This is a genomic window from Thalassotalea fusca (assembly GCF_053485835.1).
Window position 1 is genome coordinate 131932 of sequence record NZ_JBQRUN010000001.1, and the last position, 19710, is coordinate 151641.

13 protein-coding genes are annotated in these 19710 nt (G+C 40.5%); 5 read left to right on the top strand and 8 right to left on the bottom strand.

Annotated elements, in window-relative coordinates:
- Nucleotides 1-116: 116 nt before the first annotated feature.
- Nucleotides 117-1955, bottom strand: a complete 1839-nt coding sequence (locus ACSLUK_RS00565; protein ID WP_448546544.1) for an acyltransferase family protein — start codon at nt 1953-1955, stop codon at nt 117-119.
- Between the two features lie 280 nt (nt 1956-2235).
- On the opposite strand from ACSLUK_RS00565, the gene ACSLUK_RS00570 reads away from it, so the two are divergent.
- The 5 genes from ACSLUK_RS00570 (at nt 2236) to map (ending at nt 8520) form a co-directional block, all read left to right on the top strand.
- Nucleotides 2236-3702, top strand: coding sequence for an HDOD domain-containing protein (locus ACSLUK_RS00570; protein WP_448546545.1), 1467 nt, complete (start codon nt 2236-2238; stop codon nt 3700-3702).
- Nucleotides 3703-3841: 139 nt separating this feature from the next.
- On the top strand, nt 3842-4636 hold the full coding sequence (locus tag ACSLUK_RS00575) for a substrate-binding periplasmic protein (protein ID WP_448546546.1): 795 nt from the start codon (nt 3842-3844) through the stop codon (nt 4634-4636).
- Between the two features lie 474 nt (nt 4637-5110).
- Nucleotides 5111-7477 carry an SLC13 family permease gene (locus ACSLUK_RS00580; RefSeq protein ID WP_448546547.1) on the top strand — a complete coding sequence of 789 codons (2367 nt, stop codon included), beginning with the start codon at nt 5111-5113 and terminating at the stop codon, nt 7475-7477.
- A 70-nt stretch (nt 7478-7547) separates the two neighbouring features.
- Nucleotides 7548-7754 carry a ParD-like family protein gene (locus ACSLUK_RS00585; RefSeq protein WP_448546548.1) on the top strand — a complete coding sequence of 69 codons (207 nt, stop codon included), beginning with the start codon at nt 7548-7550 and terminating at the stop codon, nt 7752-7754.
- A complete protein-coding gene (gene map / locus ACSLUK_RS00590) occupies nt 7747-8520 on the top strand; it encodes a type I methionyl aminopeptidase (RefSeq protein ID WP_448546549.1) in 774 nt (257 codons plus the stop codon). The genes ACSLUK_RS00585 and map overlap by 8 nt, the downstream gene beginning before the upstream one ends.
- Before the next feature lie 162 nt (nt 8521-8682).
- Here map and ACSLUK_RS00595 read toward each other — a convergent pair whose 3' ends face one another.
- The 7 genes from ACSLUK_RS00595 to ACSLUK_RS00625 all read right to left on the bottom strand — a co-directional run bounded on the left by ACSLUK_RS00595 (nt 8683) and on the right by ACSLUK_RS00625 (nt 19647).
- Nucleotides 8683-10323, bottom strand: coding sequence for a sensor domain-containing diguanylate cyclase (locus ACSLUK_RS00595; RefSeq protein WP_448546550.1), 1641 nt, complete (start codon nt 10321-10323; stop codon nt 8683-8685).
- A gap of 271 nt (nt 10324-10594) precedes the next feature.
- Nucleotides 10595-12349, bottom strand: coding sequence for a putative bifunctional diguanylate cyclase/phosphodiesterase (locus tag ACSLUK_RS00600; protein WP_448546551.1), 1755 nt, complete (start codon nt 12347-12349; stop codon nt 10595-10597).
- Between the two features lie 22 nt (nt 12350-12371).
- On the bottom strand, nt 12372-12818 hold the full coding sequence (locus tag ACSLUK_RS00605; protein ID WP_448546552.1) for a response regulator: 447 nt from the start codon (nt 12816-12818) through the stop codon (nt 12372-12374).
- Nucleotides 12808-15060 (bottom strand): sensor histidine kinase, encoded by a 2253-nt coding sequence (locus ACSLUK_RS00610; RefSeq protein ID WP_448546553.1) that lies wholly within the window; start codon nt 15058-15060, stop codon nt 12808-12810. The genes ACSLUK_RS00605 and ACSLUK_RS00610 overlap by 11 nt, the downstream gene beginning before the upstream one ends.
- Nucleotides 15061-15203: 143 nt before the next feature.
- A complete protein-coding gene (locus ACSLUK_RS00615) occupies nt 15204-16430 on the bottom strand; it encodes a hypothetical protein (RefSeq protein ID WP_448546554.1) in 1227 nt (408 codons plus the stop codon).
- A 45-nt stretch (nt 16431-16475) separates the two neighbouring features.
- Nucleotides 16476-17291 (bottom strand): outer membrane lipoprotein-sorting protein, encoded by an 816-nt coding sequence (locus tag ACSLUK_RS00620; RefSeq protein ID WP_448546555.1) that lies wholly within the window; start codon nt 17289-17291, stop codon nt 16476-16478.
- The gene (locus ACSLUK_RS00625; protein WP_448546556.1) at nt 17272-19647 is read right to left on the bottom strand and encodes an efflux RND transporter permease subunit; all 2376 of its coding nucleotides are present in this window, start codon (nt 19645-19647) and stop codon (nt 17272-17274) included. The genes ACSLUK_RS00620 and ACSLUK_RS00625 overlap by 20 nt, the downstream gene beginning before the upstream one ends.
- Between the last annotated feature and the right edge of the window lie 63 nt (nt 19648-19710).

A 19710-nucleotide genomic window follows, 5' to 3' on the forward strand; every position in this document is an offset into this window, starting at 1 on the left:
TTTTATGCTTGATTGGCGTCGTTGACATATGTGCCAATTTTAGGAACAGAGAAAAGCCGAATGCGTATCCAATTAAAACGAAATTTTTATCTGCACTTTTCTCTATAGTTCAAAAGTTATAAATACTTGGCAATCTCTTTCTTTAAGATGGTCTCTACAACAAACACAGAGCCTTCTAGTGACAAATGACCATAATCCCACACTAGTGGTGTATTTTCGTGGTCAACTTTTGCTAAGCAACGATTTTCTTCACATAAGTTATCTAGCAGAGAAATATGCAAAATGTCGGAACCTTTATAAGTCTGTTTTAGCTTATCGTTTACGTTGAATAGCTCTGAAACGAATGAGGGATCGTAAAAAGCGCGCTCGTCAGGATTGAAGTGTCGCTTAGCAATGGTGTTTGGTAGGGATGGTTGCCATTGTGGGACTGGGCCAACTAAGATAATTTGTGCATTAATACCTTGCTGCGTTAAATGGCGTTTTATCTCACGGAAGTCATTTTCATCGTGTCGTCTTCGTTGCACTAATAGAATCACATCAGGTTTGATATACAAAATGCTACTTATTGCTTTCTTGTTAGCTTTATCACAAATTCTCTTGGCAGAACCGGTCGTAAGTGTATCTTGCTTTACAAGTGGGCGACATCCTTGCGCTGTAACCTGATTTACAGTTGTTCCAGCGAAAGTTTCTCTTATTCCGTAAGATAAGGCGTGAGCGTGAGAATCGCCCCAGATAAATATGCCACCATGTCCGCTCAATTTGTTTTTATCAAATGTAGTGGCAGCTTTTTTAACTTTTCGGTAATTGTCTATATGATATTGGGCAAGATACTTGGCTTCGTTGGTGTTGCTAATGCTTCGATAAGTCGAATTTATGCCATCATTGTAATGGATTGCATATCCTAGACCTGAAGTGAACAACATTAGTATGACGGGCTTGGATGTTGTCATTTTAATAAGGCTCAACTTGTTGCTGAGCTTGGCCTGTTCAACAAAGCGATAAGACATATAGCCTAGCAACATTGAAAGTAATATCCCTAGGTAGGTTGCACTGCTGCCGAGTGAAAAGGTGTATATCGTTACGGCGATAGGCCAATGCCAAAGATAAATTGAATATGACCAAGATCCCAGCTTTTGCGAGATAATGTTACTAAATACAATATGGCTAGTGCACCGAGCTTGAATTATTAAAAACGTTGCGAACACTGGAAGCACTGTTAACGAGCTAGGCCATGGTGTGTGCGCATCAATCACAACAAAAGATAGTAGTAGCAATATGATCCCAGACCATACCATGTATCGCTGGTTATTTTTTTTGTGGGAATAGGGGTAAAGGTAGGCAAGTCCGCCTATGAGAAGTTCCCAAGCTCTCGTTGGTAATAGGTAGTATGAAGGTGTTGGCCATATATCAGTCGCCCAAACTGAAACCAAAAAACTCACTAATGCTGAAATTAAAACTAAGGCTTTTAGCTTTGCCACAGACATAAACTTCATCAAGGTGACAAGTACTATTGGATATAAAATGTAGAATTGCCACTCTACTGAAAGAGACCAAGTGTGGAGCAGCCACTTTTCATGAGAACCTGCTTCAAAGTATCCAGATTCCTTCCAAAAAACGAAATTAGAAATAAATGTTAGGCTGCTACTTATGTGTAACCCTAGCGCACTATACTCAACAGGGGTTAATACAAACCAACCTAAAATAGTTAATGCCAGGCACAGAACAGCTAAAGGCGGAATAATCCGATTTGCGCGAGCTAAGTAAAATTGTGAAATTGAGAAAGCATTCTGTTCGTGTTTTTCAATGATAATTTTGGTCATCAAAAAACCGGAAATGACAAAAAAGACATCAACACCGGCAAAGCCACCTGGCAACCACGCATCATTAAAATGAAACAAAACGACGGATATAACTGCGATTGCCCTCAGGGCATTTATATCTTCTCTAAATTGCACTTAAATCTTTCTTAAAAATAAAAAAACGTATTCTATACAAAACCACAACAGTTGAACATTCTTGAATAAGATTAGTACTTGATTCCGTAACCTTTATTAGAGCGTGTTGACCCTAAAAAGTAGCAGTATTACAAAGGGCTAGTTCTATTCTATATATTATCCATGATAAAACTGCGTCATTTAAACGTATAGGATTAAATAATTTAGACAACTAACTCGTTTGCGCGCATAGTTTATAGTACTTATGTCTTTATTCAATTGTGGATATTTAGTGTAATCAATGACGGACTATCTTTCTCAACAGAAGCAGCGTAAAACCACCCAGCAATGGATTGATCATATTGCTAACAGTGAGCTGCCCGCGATCACCTCTACAGTCGTCATGCTTGATAAATTTTCGAATGACGATAAATCTTCTTTGCCAAAACTCAGTGAGGCGATTTTGCATGATCAGGGTTTATCATCATGTTTACTTAAGGTTGCTAATAATACGCATCACTTTGGCGTAAACAAGGTTACTACGGTGTCTAGAGCCGCAGTGGTACTAGGGATTTCGGCAGTTAAGAATATTTGTTTAACCGCAAAGTTAGTAGAAAGTTTATTACAGAATAAAAACTTAGATATCAATGTTTACAACCGACTTACTCAGTTGATGGCTAATTCATTTTATTCAGGCATGTTGGCAAAAATGATGACGCCACAGTACAACGATGATACACAGGAAGAGGTTTATCTAGCAGCAATGCTCTATCGCATTGGCGAAACAGCATTTTGGAGTACTGGCGGCGAAGCAGTACAGCAACTGATACAACACACAAACATGCAAGATAAAGATTTTGCAGAGTTTTGTAAGCAAGAAATTGGCTGTAACTTCAACGAACTCAGTAGAGGTTTAGCCAGTACTTGGAATCTAAGCGACATATTACTCAAAGCCTTGGATGATCCAACCACGCGAACGGATGAAGTCAAAATTATTTATTTTGCTGATCAGCTAAGTTCGGCAATTGCTTCGCCTAAAAGTAGTTTTGAACAGTTCAATAAACTGCTGGAGAACATCGCTGCTATTATGAAAATCAATGTTAGGCAGTTAAAAGTGCGCATTGAGCAAACCCGTGAGTTGTCACAACAACTATTGGCATCTTATGGTGCTGACAAACTACAAGAATTAATAAAACCTTTGCCGTCTGCGGGTGAATTTGGCAAGCCTGTTCTACCGAAAATAGAACAGGCGAGTAAAGAGAAAATAGTGTTAGAAATGTTTATGAACTTGACTCAATTGACAACACATAGCAAGAATCTCAATGAATATATTCAAACGGTAATTCAGGGGAGCGTTCTTGCTTTTGGCTTTGAGCGTTGTTCATTCTTAATGCTGACAGATGATAAGTCTACCGTAAAATTACGCTTTTCCCACGACATTCATGGCAACAGCGAACCAAGCAATATTGCGATTAATTTGACGCGAAGTAATAATGTCATGGAAAAATCGCTTAAGCATAAATTACCGCTCCTGATTAATAATTATCAGGATAAACAATGGCATGATCTAATTACGAGAGAGCTGAGCGAATTTATCAATGAGGGAGCATTAGCTATAGCGCCAGTGAAAATTTCAGATAAAGCCATAGGTGTTATTTGTGCGCAAACATTTCAAGATAAGCGAAAAATACCAGACGATGATTTTCAACAACTGTGCTCGTTAACCGAACACCTGAATATGTGTCTTACTATGATCATGATACGTTAAATCCAATACGTTCATTTATATTAATATTCTGTTGTAACACAAAAAACAATCATACTTGAACATTCTTCAATTCTTATACGATTTTCCAGATTGAACTATACTCACACAGTAATGGTGAATTTATTTACGAGAAATTTATTTGAATAAACATTTCACGGTGCGTGGAGTTTCGTTCGCTAAACTATTGGCAACTATTGTGTTAGTCCTAGCCATATTGGGCGTCAACGGCCATGCCACGACAATTGTAGTTAAAGTAGGCGCTGGTACTCGTCCGCCGTTTCTCATCGATAAAGTTGCAGGCATGGGGCCTGAAATTATTTCTGCACTAAATTTAGTACAAAGCAAATTTACCTTTGAGCTAGTGCCTGTACCTATTTCCCGCCGTGTTCAGTCATTAAAAGATGGCTGGGTTGATATCGTCATGTGGGACAATATCAACTGGGGGTGGGAAGGTTTAGAGCTTGACGTATCCGTACCACTCTTACACTCGAAAGATATTTTTATTTCATATGCAAACGATAACAAAACACAGGCTTATTTTAGTAGTTTTTCAGATAAGCGGATATGCGGTGTGAGTGGTTACCATTATAAGTTTCTAAACTATGAAACTGAGTATTACAAGCTTAAGGAAATGTATGACATAAGGTTTGTTCGAACTGAAGAGGAATCTATTAAAATGGCGTTGCACAAACGGTGTGACGTAAGCGCTGTTAGCGAATCGGCGCTCAATTGGTTTTTTAAATTACACCCGCAAAACCAGGAAGAAATCATCATCTCCAATATTTATGATACTCAGTACACTAGACATTTTTTGCTGCCAAAATATGCGCCCATTTCTGCGGCAGAGGTTAATGTAATCGTAAAAAAAGCCTACGAACTTGGTTTGCTTGCGCCCATTTACAAAAAATACGGCCAAACCATAACGTTGAATTAATGTACTTAAAAGTGCGCAATCTCTCTAGCGCTGAATTAAAAAGTGCAACCCTTGATACCCGCCATGTATAAAATTGGTAAATGGCTTTCCGCTGCATAGTACTGATGATTCAGTGTGATGTTTGGTTAACTCGCTTCTTGTACACTTTTGACAAAGTCTTTAGCCCATAGTGTATTCGTTGTGTATTCGTTGCCTCGTGCTGTTCTAAGTAATCATTGTTGGCTATAGCAATGAGGGTTTTCGCATCAGCGTTTCTTACTCGTTCACAGCTTTCGGACAAAAGATTGTCTAAATAAATGTTATCCAGAACAAAAGCAAGATTAGCTACACGGTAGTCATCCAATGAATTGAGTTGTAGTTACAAAAAGGAAACTCAATCGGGACAAAAAGCACACTATCTAACCACTAGCTATACTCTTATATGTTCAAGATAAATAAACGTTTACTTAGTTCAAGGTTCAGGACGCATCGCATATGTCATATGAAATGATCACAGTCATTGCCATTTTAGTTGTTACTTTAGTATTGCTCATTGGTGAATGGATTCGTGTTGATCTAATTGCTTTCTTTGTTCTAGGTGCGCTTGCAATAACAGGATTGGTGAGTCATGAGAATTTATTTTTAGGATTCAGTAATCCCGCAGTGGTAACAGTATGGGCAATGTATATTCTTTCTGAAGGCTTAACCCGTACTGGTAGCACTAATCAAATCAGTTACCTCATTGGTAGCTATTCAGCTACAAGCGAAGTGAAGACCATTCTCGCTATTATGTTTATCAGTGGCACGCTTTCAGCATTTATGAATAATATTGGTGTGGCAGCGTTAATGTTACCCGTGGTATTAGAAGTATGCCGTCGAACAGGTCAATCACCGTCAAAGCTTTTAATGCCCCTAGCGTTTGGGTGTTTACTTGGTGGGCTCGTTACCATGATCGGAACACCACCCAACTTATTGGTGAGTGAGTTCATGCGCACGCAAGGCTTAACACCTTTTAAAATGTTTGATTTTGCACCCATTGGTCTTGTTATTCTTGTGTTAGGCAGTCTTTTTGTGGCATATGTTGGACGTCACCTGTTGCCCGAAAACGGTGGCATTCTAGATGCTGGACTGGAAAAGCAAGACAAACTCGTTACCCAATACGGTCTACAAGAACGTACGTTTGTTATGAAGCTAACGTCTGACTCAGTGCTCATCGATAAGCCTTTGTATGAAACCCGCCTTAACAGCGTCGCAGGATTAGTTGTTATTAGTCTCATCCGCAAAGGCAAAACCATATTTCAACCTCAAGCAAATACGGAGCTCCAAGCCAATGACCGGTTAATGGTTCAGGGGAAGTTAGAACGTTTTCATGAAATGATTGATTGGAGCCAGTTGGTTATTGAACGGGAAAGTATCATTCTTAAAGATCTGGTCAATGAGAAGATTCAATTTGCCGAGGCTGAAATTGCTCATGATTCTCTATTAATTAATAACACACTTGATTATCACACCTTATATCGGCGATTTGGCGTTAATGTGCTGGCGATACGTCGAAATGGGTTACTCAGGCGAACTAATTTGTCCAGCGTGCCATTAACTGACGGAGATAAACTGTTAGTTCAAGGCGATATTGAATCACTAGATAGCCTAGCCAAATCAAATGAGTTTTCCAATTTAGCTATGATTGATTCCGTTACGATGCAACAGCTCTATCATTTGGATGAGCGTTTGTTTGTGTTGCGTGTGCCGCCCAAATCCGGCATATCTGGCAAATCAATTGCGTCGAGTCGTATTGGTGATGCGTTTGATTTTCGCCTACTTGGCGTTTTTCGCGATAATGAGCTTTTGCTCATGCCGACGCCAGAATTTGAAATATTAGATCGTGATTTACTACTTGTTCAGGGAACATTTGAAAATTTAGAAGTATTAAAAGGAATACAGCAACTTGAAGTCGAGAAAGTGAGTGTTAACCCAATCAACATGTTAAATGACGAGCAAATTGCACTGTCTGAACTGATTCTGGCGCCACGATCCTCACTTACCGATCAGAGAGTCGCTGATATCGAATTTAAGAACAAGTATGCTGTTGAGGTGTTAGCGGTTTGGCGAAAAAGCAAAGTGTATCGTTCTGATTTTGGAGATATTAAATTACAAAGTGGTGATGCAATTGTCGTGATGGGCACGAAAGAAAAGCTGCGAATGCTACACGAAAATGACGACTTTATTGCATTAACTAAATTGGCATTCGAATTTACCAATAATGAAAAGTCTAAAACCGCATCTCTTATTATGTTAGTTGTTGTTATTGCGGCTGTTTCAGGTTGGTTACCCATTGCTGTAGCGGCCGTGATTGGTGCTGGTATGATGGTGCTCTTAAACTGTTTAACTATGGATGAAGCCTATCGGGCGATTGATTGGCGCGCAGTATTTCTTATTGCGGGTATGATGCCTCTAGGGGTTGCATTGCAAGAATCTGGAGTCACAGCGTTACTTGCACAGCTAATAGTTGACAATGCTGGCATCCTTGGCGAATGGGGCATGTTGATATGCCTGTTTTTACTTGTGTCATTCTTTACACTTTTTGTGCCTACTGCGGCATTGGTCGTCATGGTAATGCCTATCGCTTACGATATTAGTCAGAACTTAAACTTAGCGCCAGAACCATTTTTGATGGTAGTTGCTATTGCTGCATCAGCAAGTTTGGCGAGCCCAGTGGCGCATCCCGCAAATATCTTAATTATGGTGCCGGGAGGGTATCGTTTTGTTGATTTTTTAAAAGTGGGCCTTGCCACGACGGTAGTTGTGTTGCTAATCACTATCGCGTTGATGCCTCTCGTATGGCCGCTCGAAAACGTCTCCTAGGCAATTTATTATTTAAATAATAAGTTAACTGTAGCATAATGTAGCAAATCGTATGTTATTGGTGTCGTTTATGGGAATTGTCAAAATATCAGAAGATCTACATGAAGAAGTGAGAAAAAACAGTGCTGTAATGGAGCGTTCAATAAATTCTCAAGCAGAGTTTTGGATGAAAATAGGGCGTCTCGCCGAGCAAAATCCTACGTTGACCTATGAGCAAATTCTTCAACGGGAGATGAAGCTACAAAATGTGACAACAGTGAAGCTAGTACATGACTAAAATACACATTAAATCGGCCGAAGAAATCGAGTTAATGCGTGAATCAGGCCGACTGCTAGCTAAAGTTTTCAAGGCTTTAGACGGATACGTTGAGCAAGGTGTTTCAACGTTGGCCATCAACGACTTTGTTGAGCACTATATTATCGATACGTTGAATGCGCGTCCCGCCAGCAAGGGACAGTACGGTTATCAATTTTCATTGAACTCGTCGATTAATGAAGTGGTTTGTCATGGCATACCGTCACCAAGCAAAAAGCTCAAAAATGGCGATATTGTTAATATCGACATCACCCTAGAAAAAAACGGTTTCATTGCTGATAGTAGCAAAATGTATGTTATCGGTAGCGCTTTACCTATTGCCAAGTCGCTGGTTGATGTTTGCTATCAAGCGATGTGGCAAGGAATAAACGTGGTAAAACCTGGGGCGAAAACAGGTGATATAGGTTATGCGATTCAGCGTTATGCTGAAAAGCATGGGTTTAGTGTGGTACGTGATTATTGCGGACACGGAATAGGGCGTGAAATGCATGAAGCGCCGCAAATCATGCATGTTGGCAAACCAGATACGGGAATCACGTTAAAAGAAGGCATGGTGTTTACGATTGAACCAATGATCAATCAAGGCACGCATAAAACCAAAGAGAAAAAAGACGGTTGGACGGTTATCACCCGAGACAAAAAGCTTTCAGCGCAATGGGAACATACTATTTTAGTGACAGCGGCAGGTTATGAAGTTTTAACGCTGAGGCAAGAAGAAATCAATTAGTATATGAGGGAACAAAATGAAAAAATATATGTTCGTCGAACGGTTTAAACCCGGCTGTATAGAAGCCAATTACGAACGCTACAATACCAAAGGCAGAATGTTTCCAGAGGGATTGGTATAAGAAATGGCAAGATTTTGTTGAATTTCAGCTAGTGCATAGGATTAGACCTTAAATTGAACCACCTTATTTCGCCCACTCGCTTTGGCTTGGTACAATGCTTCATCTGCTTGATTAACAAGCGTTTCTGCGGTCAATGTTTCTTCTGAGAGTGCAGCAAAACCAAAACTAGACGTAATTGAGAATTCGATACCTTCTGCGGTAAATGATAATGATGCTATTTCAAGCCTTATACGATCCAAAAATGCCGTAGCAGTCTCGGCCGGACAACTCTGCAATACTAAACAAAACTCTTCACCACCAAAGCGCGCAACAATATCAGACGTTCTTACGGTTTTTTTCAGTAGACTCGCAGTTTGTTTTAAAACGTGATCACCTACGGCATGCCCGTAATTATCATTAACCGACTTAAAGTGATCTATGTCTAACATGGCAATAGTTAAAGGTAGTTGATAGCGCTTGGCTCGACTAAATTCATAAGCAAGTATTTCGTCGAGTTTTCTGCGGTTAAAGAGCTGGGTTAACGGATCAATCGTCGCTAAATGCTCGAGTTGCTTATTTGCATCCTGTAATGCCTGAGTTTGGTTATCTACTTTGGTTTGCAATTGGGTATTAAATTCTCTTAATTCTTTTATCATATGCTTAAAATGAGTATTTAATTGCTTTACTTCGTGCCAGCCGTACGTGTCGGGCGGATCTTCTAAGTGGCCATGACCGACTTTTGAAACATGGTCACTTAAAGACTCGATTGGTCTAGCAATAAACATCGCTAAACCGATACCTGTGAAAATTGCAATCAAGACGATGACAAATTCGGCAATATAAATTGCAGTTTTGTTTTCCTTGATCAGCGCATTAATCTCAGCTTCATCAATTTTGGCGACAAGGCCCCAATCAAATTCAGGCAAGTAACGGGTAGAAGCCAGAACAGGAGTATTCCGGTAATCTGGCGCCTGCTGCATAATGATTTCATTGCCCAACATGGCTTGGGTAATTGGAATATCTGTTCTTTCCTTAGCTATACGCTTTTTAAAGGCTGCTTTATGATCATATTTAAGAGGTATAGCAAAAAGGGCGTCACCGCTGTCGTCGCGGACAGCAAATAACCATTCTCCCGTCTTTCCTAATCCAGAACGATCACTTATCAGTTCAGTAATAAAGTCACTGTAATATGTAACGCGGATATAACCAACAGTTTGATTATTAAGTGTTAAAGGCGCAAGACTAACCACTACCACATCATCATTTTCTTGCTGTAGGGTTATGTGGGTTCTATCTATTGCTGTAACGTCGATAATAGTTTTATTGATGAAGTGATCGGTCGTACCCACCTGTTTGCCATGAACATCAAACACTGAAATACTTTTTAAATGGATCAAGCCATTTTTAGCGTCATTAATAATTCTTGTGACTTTTTCTTGATGTGCTTTGTCTGCCGTTTCATTCCATAGCGATAATGAGATACGCATTTGTGTGCGGCTTGAAATAAGAGCGGTATTGTCTTTAACGCGGTACATCGCGTTGGTTATACGTGTTTTAGCGATTTGCGATAAAGCGGTCAAGTAATTAATATTCAGCTCTCTGGTATAGTTCCCAGCCTTTGTGTTTAGATACTCTAAGCTCAAAAACAAGGGAATTGAGGTAAGAATTATAAATGCTATGGTTAATAGATATTTTAATTTCAAAACAGTCCTTACCTTTGAGCCAAATTATTCATCCCTTTTCTGATGGGGCGTTCAACTACTTATTATTGTACAGTTAAGTAAACTATTTGTTCAGTAATCAACTAAAAAAATAAACGACAACAAAACTATAGCGCTAAACTAATAAGTTACTAAATTGATAAGTAAATTAATGTAACTACACACTCGGTTCAGCTTTAATTTAACAGCAAGCTGCGTGCATATTCTCCTTGAATTCGGTAACTTAGCAAACTTTTTTGCATAGCGTTAGATATTATTGGCTTAAGCCAGTTATACTCGCTTTATCTTTACAAATTATATATTTAGGCATGTCTAGTTGAGAGCAACTTATGGCTTCATCTAAAATGTCCCACATTTGTGAGGTGCTCAAAGGTTTGTTAAACAAATAACCTTGCACACAATCGCATTGCATATCGGCCAACGCATTGAGTTGTGGCACACTTTCTACCCCTTCGGCAATTACATTCACGTTTAACTTATGCGCCAAGTTGATCACAGCATCAGTTATTGCCAAATTTTTATCATTATTTAACATACTCAGGGTAAAAGATTTATCGACTTTTAGTACATCAAACGGCAAATCTTTCAAATAGCTTAACGACGAATAGCCTGTGCCAAAATCATCGATAGCAATACGCACACCATTCTGGCGCAGCTTTTCCAGTAAGTGGCAGCAATGCGATAAGTTCTCGATTAACATATCTTCAGTTATTTCCAATTCGAGTAAGTGAGGTGGAAACTTGTTTATGGCCAGCTGTTCAAAAATAAAATCAGGTAAGTTATCGAGCGTCAGTTGCTGAGGTGCAATATTAATGCACATCTTTAAATTTCTTGTATCAAACTGCCACTGCTTAGCTTGTGCAATGGCTTTTTTAATTATCCATTCACCAATAGGTATAATTAAGCCTGTATCCATGGCAATTGGTAGAAATTGCGCTGGCGAAATCAGCCCTTGACCTACTTGTTGCCACCGGATGAGCGCTTCACACCCGATCATTTTGTAGGTCGCTAAGTCAATCTGCGGTTGAAATAATAATTGTAATTCGTTTTGCTCAAGTGCGCGGTGTAGGCCTTTTTCAATTTCCAGATTTTTTTGCAGTTTTTTGTTCATATCGTCATTGAAAAAACAGGCCTGATTGCGTCCGTTATTTTTCGCTTTGTATAGCGCAATATCGGCATTTTTCATTAATACGTCCATTGACTCTATATCTCGCTCACCAATGGCAATACCAATACTGGCAGACAAATGTAAGGTGTTGTCTTCTAAAACATAGGGGATACTCATCACTTCAATAATTTTATTGGCGGCGCTACTTGCTTGTTCAGCGTTTTGCAGGTCATCGATAAGTAAAATAAACTCGTCGCCACCTATACGGGCTAAGACATCCTCTTTACGTATTGATTGTTGTATTCTATTTGCCGCTTCCACTAATAACCTATCGCCCATAGTATGACCTAGCGAGTCATTGACGAGTTTGAAGCGGTCAAGATCGATAAAAAATAAGGCGAGTTTTGTTGATTGACGCTGCACTCTGGAAATACTCTTGTGCAAATATTGTTGAAGCAGTTTGCGATTTGCTAAGCCAGTAAGTACATCGTGGTCGGCTAAATAGAGCAATTTCTCCTCCATATTTTTTCGCTCAATTGCATGGCGAATACTACGATCTAGTGCAGAGGCAGATAACTCTTCTTTCGGGATATAATCAGACGCACCCATAGCAATAGCTTGGTCGTCTATTTCTCGGCTGGAAAAGCCTGTGAGCAAGATCATCGGGGTAGAAGATTCTTTGGCGGTGTGTTGTTGTATCAGATGCAAGCCATTACCATCAGCAAGTTTATAGTCAACTAGGCAAATGTCGAATTCATCTGATTCTAGCGATTTTGCAGCTTCTGTATAGTTATCAATCCAAGTAATATGGTAATGAGGATCGTTGTACTTGCTCAACATTTTCTTGATGATTATGGTATCTTCTCTATCGTCTTCAATTAGCAATACATTAATATCCATATTAAGATCCTGCGGTTAATAATTACATTTTAGGAGGCAGTCGCACGATACTGACCCAATATTCACTTAGGATTTTCATTGCATTCATAAATCCATTGAAATCTACAGGCTTGGTAATATACGAATTTGCCCCTAACTTATAACTTCTAATAATTTCTTCATCTTCTTTTGAGGTTGTAAGGACGACAACTGGGATAGCTTTTAATTTGGCGTCACTCTTAATCAACTCTAGTGCCTCTCTACCGCCCATTCGTGGCATGTTTAGGTCAAGCAATATGATATCTGGGAAAGGAAAGCGTTCAGTATCGGCGTATTCGCCACGTCGATTGAGATAGTCCATCAGAAACACGCCGTCATTGACAAAATTTAGATTGTTGAGCAGCTTACTCCGCTGTAACGCTTTTTTCGTTAGAATTTGGTCATCTTTATCGTCATCTGCCATCAATATTTCTATTGGCTTATAATGCATTAGTGTTGTCCTCTATATTTGGCGATTTTGGAAGCTTAAGAGTAAAACAACTGCCTGAACCGACAGTGCTTTTTACCGAAATATCCCCGCCATGACGTTCCAGTATGCGACGACAAATCGCAAGACCTATGCCTGTTCCTGGTATGTCATGTTTGTTGTGTAATCGTTGAAAGATTTGAAATATTTTATCTGAGAATTTTTCATCCAACCCGATTCCATTGTCGGCGATACTAATGAGCCAATCATGTTGGGTTTGTTTGGCGGATATCTTTATTTCTAATTGGCGCGAAGGTTCTCTAAATTGAATCGCGTTGGCGATTAAATTTTGAAACACCAGCGAAAGTTGTGAAGCGTCAGCCATTATTTGAGGCAGTTCTTCAACAGATAATTTAGCCTGGTGTTCTTCAATTTGAATGGTCATATCGTTAAGTACATTGCTAACGATTTTATGAAGATCGCACAACATCGCTTTTTGTCCACGTGTTGATACGCGCGAAAATGACAACAAATCGGTAATAAGCTGACTCATTCGACCGGCAGCGTTTTGCATGGTCTGAATATAATATTGTCCATCGTCGTCGAGCTTTTCTGCATATTCTTCAGCGAGTAAATTACCAAATGCCTGCACTTTTCGTAATGGCTCTTTTAGATCATGGGAGGCAATAAATGCAAACTGTTCAAGGTCGCGATTCGAACTAGTTAGCTTGTTGTTTATTTTGATTAATTCCGATTGAGCTGCTTGTTTTTCATCAATTTCTTGTTTGAGTCGTTGATTGAACTTTAACAGTTGATGTTTTTCTTTTTGCGTTTGAAATAGATGAATTAACCAGAGTAACAAAAATAGAAAAACCAACCCTATAACTGCTATCAAAATAGGCAGATTAGCGCTTTGCTGAGCAAGCACGTCATTAGTTGGTTTTGCAGTAACGGATATTTTATAAGCCAATATAGTGAATTCGCTGTGCTGTGTTAATTCATCACTGCTATCTTGTATAAAGTCGCTTGAGCGGTAAATTAAGTGTTGTGCCAACTGCACTTCTAAACTCAATCTGTTGGACAAGCCAGCTTTCTCCAATATTTCATTCATTAATAATTGGTAATCAATCAAGGCATTTAAGTAGCCGCTACGTTGGCCAGCATTTACGTTTAACCAACCCAAATAATGATTATTCTCAGGAGAAAATGGTGGATACAACCCAACACTTAAGTGAGGTGATTTTGCGTACATGCTCGGTGCTTGATTGATTAAATGAATAAGTTGAGGATTTTGCGTTGCCCACTGTGGTGATTGGGATTGTAGCTTGAAGTTGTTTACACCATTGATATTGATAAACGCCAAAAATGGAAAGTCGTTAAAATATTCTTGTATGTCTTTATGCCAAAGCGATAAGTTAGTCGACTTCGTGTTTGATACGCGATCTGCCATACGATGCATTGCTTGTAGAAAGTTTTGCAAATTAGACTCTAAGTAAGTGGAAAAATAATGGGATTCTCTTTCAAGCATATCTTGTTGTTTTTTAAACTCGTTAATGGTGATTGCTTGCCACGTGAGGGTGATGGTAAATATCACCGTGAATACTATTGTCAATGCAATCCATTGATATTTAGGCATACGTTGTTGCTGAGATTCGGCCAACGCTAAACTGAATAAACTGATACTTAACAGAATAAAGCCAACAGAGGTATGAATTGCCATTTGCGTTAACTTGCCCCAACCGTAGAGTGTATCAACGCCATATAAATAGCCAAATACGGCTAACGCACTAAGCGTTAATAAAACTGCAGGGATCAATGCTAGTAACGCCATCTTAATTTTAGCTTTGCAATACAAATACGTGATAATCCCTCCGCCTGTTAAGGTAAAACATAGGGCGGTATTTGGTGCCATTCTGCCTGGGTGCGATGTTTTTACCGTGATGTAATGTTCCATCATGAGTTGGTCGATACCAAGATTAACGGTAAAAATGTATTGAATTAAGGTAAAAAAACCGAGCACCAGCACAATAGAGCCACAAGCTTGTGCTGTTTTTAGGTAATGATTTTGCAATGCGATAACGGCAATGCCGGATAATAAGAAACCTAACGCTGTGTTGTATTGCATTGGGACAAATGTGGTGTGAATTTGTACCAGTGCTGGCACATGCGTGTACCAGCCAACTAATACAACAACGCCAATGAGTATTACTAGAAATGCAAGAATTTGTTGCTTCCAGCGAGCGACGGTCCCTGTGTTTATCTCCATAACCTGTTGGCCCAATTCCTAGTCAGTGCCCCACTTAACTATAGAAGTTAGGCCCAAATATACCAATTTTATCTTTTAGTTTTTGTTAACGTTTTGGAATAGGCAGTTAACAAATTGGCTAACGTACATAAATGTCGCAATGATTAGAAAAAGCGCTTTAATTCAATTTGCAAATAGTCGTCATCTCTTAGCGCAAAGGTGGGCGATTGTGCGTTGGTGTTACTAAAAAAACGTGCTTCAGCGGCAACTGACCAATCATTGTTTATGCGTCGGCTGGCTTCTATGGAATAGAAGCGACTTTGGTCGTCTAAATCAATGCTTACAGCAGCGAGAACTTCAGTACCGGCGACGTCGTTAAATGCGTAGCGCATGCCTACAGCTAAGTCATTTTGACTGGTGGTTTCGCGAATGCCAGAGCGATCATCGAACTGATATTCGACTAGCAACCCTAAATCAATCGCCGTGTCTTGAATACCGAAGAGTGTATATTCAAACCCGCCAACAAATGCGGTATTTCTTCCAGCGTCTTTGTGGCCAATACTGATTGCTTCCAGCTTCCAAAGCATTGCCCCTAGCGTTGCTTGTACATCAAGCCCAGTTTGTTCTATTTGTTCGTAGTAAGGCGTAAGCGACGTTATTTCTCCATTGGTTTGTTCCATTTGTGGAATAAACAACGGGTCACGCGAAGTGCCTGAAAAATGGCTAAGGCCAATATCCCAATCGCCAATCACATGACTCCAGCGTAGCGCCCAGTCAACGTGCTCTTGCTCGGCTGAGGATTGATAAAGAGCATCGTCTTGATTGATAGGCAACGAAGCGCGTAATCGCCCCTCACTTCCTACAAATGTGCGTTCACGAAACCCAAGTAACGCAAAGGCCTCGAGGGAGCCCCAGTCTCTTTGCATTAGAAGACTCACCATAGGTTGTCCAAGTTTGTCTTCACCATCAATGTTTTCTACCGCATCTGTTTGGTTGATCACATCAACCAAATGTGTGGTTTCGGTTACGCCCCAGAAAACGTGGCGTAACCCTGCGTAAATTTCAATGTCGTTGTCAAAAGCTTGCCAGTAATAAAGTTCTCTAATATCCCCATGAGTTCGTTCACTGTCGTTGGCATCAATACGGGCAAAGCCGGTGAAAGCCACTCGTTTATTGCCATCGTCCCAATCGTGATAGTAATCCAGTTTTACACTGGCAGAGGCATTATGGCGTGTTTGTTCTTCATGCTTAGGTGATTTTGCAAACCATTGCGTTTCAAAACCAAGTTCGGTGGTGAAATCATTGGCATTTACATGGCCAAGCACCAATACTGATGCAATCGTAATCGCTAGTCGCTTAACGCGTTGCGATGGATTGAAAAAACTACTCATGAATACCTCTACCTTTGTCTTTTTATCACTGTTACAGCGTTCTATTTACTTAGCTCGGGCTAAGCTGTTCTTGTTGAAATCACGGTCGTCTAAGCCATTGTTGAACTGGTATTGTTCAAAGTTAAGAACGGTGGCTTTGCCAGTTTGGTGGTTGATCATTTCCCATGTGTTGGCTCGCCAGAATTTATTTAAGTATTGCTGGTAACCAGACACGGTAAGGGATTTGAGTAAATCGCCTTTGCGATCATAAAAGTCGACTTTTTTAACGCGATACTCTTTAGTGTCAAGCCAGGCAATTTGTTTGGAATAACCTGATTTCGGATCAACAGGGTCACGTTCGATAACAAAATGGTTCTCACCGTCCACAACTTCATCGCGTAGGTAGGTATAGGTATATTTTTCTACTTCTTGTGAAGAAATGTCTTCAAAAGCAAACTCACTACCCATGAAAGGCCCTGATTTGTTGCTAGACGCAATGCGTTTTACACGTTTTAGGGCTGGCAAATACAGCCACTGGTCATCAGGCCCTGATTTATGGGTAAATGATAAAAATGCGGTACCCTTTACATCGCGAGGGTTGTCAAAAACGATCAGGGCTTTGTCGCCATCGTTATTCTGTTCTAAGGTCTTATTGCGCATAACGCGTTTGGTTTCTTCACCGTATTGATTGCGCAGTACCATTTCCATTTCAACGGTGCTGTCACCAAAACCCGTGTCGCGTTTGTCGGCTTCAATAGCGATAGCCAGACCTTTTTCTTGCGGGTTTTCTGCTTGTGCGGTGACGCTATAGGCGCTAAGCATTAAAGAGCCTGTGATAATACCTAGCGCTAGTATGGTTTGTTTAGTTTGTTGTAGAGACATAATTTGCACCTTCTTGAATTTGTGATTGAGAAACCTGTGAACTGTCAGCAATCGTTGCTTTACTATCTATTTTGAGTAACAGGGCAGGGAGTAATAAAAAGTCAGCGATTACCGCAACACCAATGGCGATAGCGGTTAACATGGCCATAGTTGAATTCAGGCCAAAGGCTGATTGTGCCAGCACGGTAAAGCCAGCGATTAAGATGAGCGAGGTCACCACAATAGCCACACCAACAGTTGAAAACGCGTAATGTACCGCTTGCTCTGCGTTTAGCCCTTTTTCACGGCGCGCACGTTGGTATTTACTAAGGAAGTGGATGGTGTCATCAACAACAATACCTAAGGCAATACCTGTCACCATTGAAACTGCCAAATTGACTTCCGCAACTAACATGCCCCAAATACCAAAGGCAAGGCCAGCAGGTAATAGGTTTGGTATGAGGCTAAGGAAGCCTAGTTTAACGTTACGTAGTGCCAACATGATCAATAATGAAATCACTAGCAACGCTGACAGTGTGCCGTAAATCATGCCTTTGATATTGCGGTCAGTGATGTAAGCGAACATGATTGATGGGCCAACACCATACGAAACAATATTTGCTTCACTTTGCAGCCATGCTTGCCCACGTTCAGAGATATCTTTTAGCTTATTAGTGCTCATGTCATTCAGGGTGACAATGACTTGCGTAGACGATTTACTGATATTGAGCTGATTGTTCAGATCGAGCCCGTACGGCAAAGATAACTCGTACAATAGCAAGTACTGAGCGGCCAATTCTGGATTTTTCGGCAGTTGGTAGTAGCTATCGTCATCGCCATGCATGTTTTTATTTAGACGCAAGAATGTATCGCTAATGGTATTAACGTGACGTACTTCGGGCTGCGCGCGGAGCCAGTCGGTGAAGCTAGCAAGTTTAGCTAAAAACTCAGGATCACTCACACCATTGTTGTGCTGTGAATCAAGCGAATATTGCAGCTGATATACGCCTGTTAGGTTGTCGTTAATGAAATCACTGTCAGTTCTAAAGGTTATTGACTCATCAAAGTAACTGAGAAAGTTGTCATCAAGTTTGTTACTTGGTACGAAGGCCAGCACAGCAAGCGAAACAACGATGCTACCGAACAAAATAGGGCGTTGTTTACGCACAACAAAACTGGCGATTCTGTCCATGTTATGCGCGAACTTGCTTTCAGATTGCTTAACGCTAACAGGAAGCACCGACATCAACGCAGGCAACAAGCTGAGTGAGAACACCATAGCGGCGAGTACGCCCATTGCAGTGATATTACCTAAGTCATGGAAAGGTGGCGTGTCACTGAAGTTCATCGATAAGAAACCAATAACGGTTGTCAGAGAGGTCAATACCACCGGATTCATGTTGACACGGATGCTTTCTTTGATCGCCTCACTTTTCGATTTTCCTTTGCGCATTTCCGCTAACATAGTGATAAGTACGTGAATTGAGTCGGCCACCGCCAGTGTCATGATAATAGTCATTGCAGCAGACGAAGGCGGAGTTAATTGAATGCCTAAATATCCAGCCAAGCCCATGCCTGTCATAATGGAAAACAGAATAACAAAGAAGGTAGATACCGTTGCGCTGATTGAACGCACTAAGGCATAAGTGATGACTAAAATAATCAAGTACATGGCGGGAACAAGCGTAGCCATATCGCTCATTGATGCTTCGAAAAATGCATTGCTCAGCATTACCATGCCACCCAAATAGATGTCCACATCGTATTTTGCTTCCAACTTGGCAGCTAATGCACGTGCTTCGGCTACCGCACGTGGCGCTTCATCTGCAGACTTTTGTGGCATTTGAAACGTGACATTTACACCTGTTATTGATGCGTCTTTATTGAGTAATTGACCGTTAAGGTATGGCTCACTGAGTGCAACTTGCTTGGCGTTTTCAATGGCGTCAGCACTGAGAAACTGTGCCCCTGAAACCAAATCCTGCACTATCAAGTCGTCGTTTTCTGCTTTGGTGTGTTGAAAGTTGGATACGGAATCAACACGGAGCGAAAACGGGAGTTGCCAAGCGCTTTCTGTAAGCTCTTCAACTGCTTGTAATGTTTCTTGCGTAAACACATTGCCATTTTTAGGAGCGACGGCAAACAAGATATTATCTATCTTGGTGTATGTACGCTGCACTTGCTCAAATGCTTGCAGCTGTGGGTTCTCTTCACTAAAGAAAACCCGGTAGTCATTATTAGGTTGAATAAACCGCCCGCCACTGCCTGCTGCAATCGCTAACAAGATGGTTGCTAGGATCACAAACCAACGATAGCGGATTATCCAGTCGGCATAGCGACTGGCAAAACCTATCTTTGTATTGTGTGCTTGATGCATTATGCTCTTCCTGTAAGTTAGTACCGACCGTTCGGTATGTTTGTGGTTAATAAAAAAGGCAAT